The sequence below is a fragment of the Acidovorax sp. HMWF018 genome, assembly GCF_003061035.1.
Lineage (GTDB): Bacteria > Pseudomonadota > Gammaproteobacteria > Burkholderiales > Burkholderiaceae_C > Acidovorax > Acidovorax delafieldii.
In genome coordinates this window covers 1-4,096 of record NZ_QAIM01000062.1, presented here as the reverse complement: position 1 = coordinate 4,096, position 4,096 = coordinate 1, and the positions used below count along the sequence as shown (strand labels likewise).

General features: G+C 59.5%; 4 protein-coding genes. 2 read left to right on the top strand and 2 right to left on the bottom strand.

Translation table 11 applies throughout. The features are described 5' to 3' along the window. Window positions 1–343: 343 nt before the first annotated feature. The gene (locus DBR23_RS02230) at window positions 344–2,752 is read right to left on the bottom strand and encodes a heavy metal translocating P-type ATPase (protein ID WP_108497173.1); all 2,409 of its coding nucleotides are present in this window, start codon (window positions 2,750–2,752) and stop codon (window positions 344–346) included. Window positions 2,753–2,935: 183 nt separating this feature from the next. Here DBR23_RS02230 and DBR23_RS02225 point away from each other — a divergent pair, with 183 nt between their 5' ends. Beyond that, window positions 2,936–3,127 (top strand): heavy-metal-associated domain-containing protein, encoded by a 192-nt coding sequence (locus tag DBR23_RS02225; RefSeq protein ID WP_056419638.1) that lies wholly within the window; start codon window positions 2,936–2,938, stop codon window positions 3,125–3,127. Between the two features lie 101 nt (window positions 3,128–3,228). Next, the gene (gene cueR, locus DBR23_RS02220) at window positions 3,229–3,789 is read left to right on the top strand and encodes a Cu(I)-responsive transcriptional regulator (protein ID WP_369882074.1); all 561 of its coding nucleotides are present in this window, start codon (window positions 3,229–3,231) and stop codon (window positions 3,787–3,789) included. A gap of 97 nt (window positions 3,790–3,886) precedes the next feature. Here the strand turns inward: cueR and DBR23_RS29480 are convergent. Continuing rightward, the coding region (locus tag DBR23_RS29480; RefSeq protein WP_158276412.1) for a hypothetical protein at window positions 3,887–4,096 on the bottom strand (210 nt) is incomplete at its 5' end.

Genomic DNA, 4,096 nt, shown 5'->3' with positions numbered 1-4,096 from the left:
GAAAGCCAACAGAATCAACGATCTACCAACACCACCCCCGCGCCAGTGCTGGGTTTGCGTACCGCCAGTTATTGCACTGAAAACGAGGGGACCCCTATTCTGGGAGCGTGCTGCGGGATTGTTGATGCTGCTGGGCGGAGTTGTGATGCTGGCGGGAGTGGTGCTGCGTTTGGCGGAAAGCCACAGTCACAAGCACACCCATGAGCCTATGACCCACGCTCACCCCCACGCACCAGATGTGCACCATCAGCACGTTCACAGAACCTCTTGAGTTCGACCGGATAGCGATGGACATACGCGGTCTGCATCTGACAGGATCCGTTGTCGGATCTGGCGCTAGTCCTTACCTCTTCCAAGAACGCAGCAGCAACGCATTGGTCACCACACTCACGCTGCTGAGGGCCATAGCTGCTCCCGCCACCATAGGATTCAACAGGCCAAATGCAGCCAAGGGGATCCCGACCACGTTGTACGCGAATGCCCAGAAAAGGTTCTGACGGATCTTTGCGTACGTGCGCCGAGAGATGTCGATGGCATCTGCGATCAACGCGGGGTCACCATGCATCAGCGTGATCCCCGCAGCATGCATGGCCACGTCGGTGCCCGTGGACATGGCAATTCCCACATTCGCCGCAGCCAGAGCGGGCGCGTCGTTGATGCCGTCACCCACCATCGCAACGTGCCTGCCACCTGACTTGAGCTGCGCCACGATATCCGCCTTGCCTTCCGGCAGCACATCAGCACGAACCTGATCGATGCCCAACGCGCTGGCTACTGCGCTTGCGCTTCCCTTGTTGTCCCCGGTGACCAGGACGGTCTGGATGCCCAGAGCATGCAGTTGGGCAATGGCTTTTTGTGAGCTGGGCTTCACGGTGTCTCCAAATGCCAATAGTCCCATCACTTCTGGCGCATCGGTCACGTCAGCCAACCAGGATACCGTGCGGCCCTCTTGCTGCATCTGTGCTGCAGCCCCGGTCAGACTGGCCATGTTGACACCCAACTCCTCCATGTAACGTGTACTCCCGAGGCGGATCTGGCGTCCTTTTATGACAGCAGACATGCCTCTGCCAGCTACCGCTGTGACCTCAGTGGCCCGAGGAACGGTCACACCCTGGGTGCGTGCAGCGTCCATCACGGCCTTTGCCAGTGGATGCTCGCTGCCGTTCTGAATGGCCGCAGCAAACGGCAGTAACTGATCCTGGAGGCCTTCGGCAGGCATCGCAGCCGTCAAAGTGGGCTTTCCCTCGGTCAGGGTGCCGGTCTTGTCGAACGCCACGGTGTCGATGCGGTGGGCAACCTCTAGTGCTTCTGCATCCTTGATCAGAATACCGTGGCGTGCTGCAACGCCGGTGCCCGCCATGATCGCGGTGGGAGTAGCCAAGCCCAGCGCACAAGGGCACGCGATCACAAGTACCGCGACGGCATTCAGGATTGCCTGCTCCCAGTTGCCAGTGGCGAAGCCCCAGCCCATCAGAGTGATGGCTGCAAGGCCGAGCACCACAGGCACAAAGACTGCACTCACTTCATCCACTATCCGCTGGATGGGAGCCTTTTTTGCCTGGGCCGACTCCACCATTCGTACGATTCTAGACAGGGTTGACTCAGCGCCAATGGCGGTCGTCCGTACAAGCAGTAAGCCTTCTGCGTTCACGGCGCCCCCCGTCACCTTGTCGCCGACATGCTTCGCCACAGGCAGGCTCTCTCCGGTGATCAATGACTCATCCACCTGGCTGGCGCCTTCGATCACCGAGCCGTCTACCGGGACTCTCTCCCCTGGGCGGACAACCACCGTATCACCTACTTTCACGCGTGAGAGTGGTTGATCAATGTCACCGGCATCAGTGCGCACACGCGCAATTTCTGGGCGCAGCGCATGCAGCGCCCGGATCGCTTCCGTGGTTTGCCGTTTGGCTCGGGCTTCCAGCCACTTCCCGAGAAGGACTAGCGTGACGATGACAGCGGAGGCTTCAAAGTACAGGTGGGGCGTCCCGTGCTCAGCGTGCTTGAACAGCAGGTACAAGCTCAAGCCGTACCCGGCCGACGTACCCAATGCGACCAGCAGATCCATGTTGCCTGCGCCTGCACGAAGAGCCTTCCAGCCAGCGCGGTAGAACCTCGCGCCCAGCCAGAACTGCACAGGGGTGGCCAGGGCCAGTTGAATCCAGCCGTTGAGTGTCCAGTCTTGACCGAACAGCATGCCAAGCATGGGCAATACCAGGGGGAAGGACAGACCAGCGGCTAGAGCGACAGGCCACCAGGGCGCCGACGGCTTGTCGTGTTCAGTGGAAGTGCTCGTATCCGCAACCTGTGCCTCATAGCCCACCTTAACAACGGCGGCTACCAGGCGTTCGGGAGGCAATCCTGCATCGAAACGAACCTGCGCACGCTCCGTGGCTAGATTGACTTCCGCGTGCTTGACGCCTGGTACACCCTTCAGCGCTTTTTCGACACGTCCCACGCACGACGCGCAGGTCATCCCACCGATCAACAGCTCCACGGACTCTTCCGCTATTGCGTATCCAGCCTTTTCGACAGCCGCAGCCAAGGCCGGGACCGGCACCGTGGAGGCGGCAACCACGGAGGCGCGCTCAGTAGCAATATTCACGGTCACCTCACGGACCCCAGGGACGGCTTTGAGGGCCTTTTCAACCCGTCCAACGCAAGAGCCGCAGGTCATGCCAAGTATCGGAAGATTCAGGTGTGCGATCGACAGTGAGGCGGACGGCCCCGCTTCATGGGCAGAGGTATTCATAGCAATCTCCATGTGGTGTTCAACTCCGGCGTTATCCGGCAGAGTTCGTACTTTCAGGGTTGACACGATGGGAGACGCAAGCGAGTCGGCGCTCCTTGTTTGGATATCTATCTGGCCACTTGACCTTGCCCCAGTGGCAAACCGGAGACTGAAAGCCTCTTAACTTTTTCCAAGAGGTGAAAAATGCATGAATTCCAACTCCCCGACATGACCTGCGGACACTGTGCTGGGATGGTGAGCCAGACGCTTCAGATGACAGACCCTGAATGTAAAGTGCAGGTGGACATGTCCAAACGCATGGTCACTGTGCAAAGCGCGGAAGATCGCAAGACACTGGTCGAGGCGCTGACCGAGGCTGGATATCCGCCCGCCTGATCTAGGCTTTACAAAACGTAGTATTCGGAGCGCTTGACATTGACACGGTGGTAAGGGCCAAAGTCCTTGCTACCGTGTTATTCCATTGCACAGGAGCATCCATGACCACACTCATGAACATCGGCGAAGCGGCCAAAGCGGCAGGTGTATCGGCCAAGATGATCCGCCACTACGAGCAAACAGGTTTGTTGCCAGAAGCTGAGCGCAGTGAGTCTGGCTATCGAAAATACGGTGAGCGCGAAGTTTCGGTACTGCGTTTCATCCGCCAGTCGCGCCGCCTCGGGTTCTCAATGCCCCAGATTGCGGAGTTGATCGGCCAATGGGGTGACACGCACCGCACCAGTCGGCAGGTAAAGGCGATTGCGGAGCGCCATCTGGCGGATCTGGAGGAGAAGCTGCGGGAGATTATCGAGATGAAATCAGCCTTGGAGCAGTTGGTTTCTGTGTGCGCTGGCGACGACCACTCGAACTGCGCAATTCTTGACAACCTGGCGGCGGACAGCCCCTCGAAGCCCAACCACAACGCAAGTTTCGTCAAACCGACTCGGCGCGGAGCCAAGGTTTCCAGAGCGCACTCTGGTGTGACCGACACGCCAACGAACAGCCATCTAGACCTCATGACGTGGATGCGCGGAGTCCACGCACATCGGAGCGGGCACTGAACTAGGCCCTGAGGGGGCTTGCGAAGCCATCACCTTGCACCACGATTGCGGCCCGCCCGTACTTGGGTGGGCCACGCTTGTGGCCCACCCGTTTGCATTACTTAGGCGTGGAGCCCGGAGTGGCTTCCTTGTGCGGCATGGCTTCACGCGCATTGGCCTTTTCCTGACCACGGGCTTCGGCCTTGCTGGTGTCCGCAAGGCCAGAGCCTTCACCTCGCGCTGTACCGCCATCCTTGATCTGCTTCACACCGGTTGCAGGACGGGCTTTCTTGTGGTCTTCGCCATGCGCTTGCGCCTTGGAGTTGGT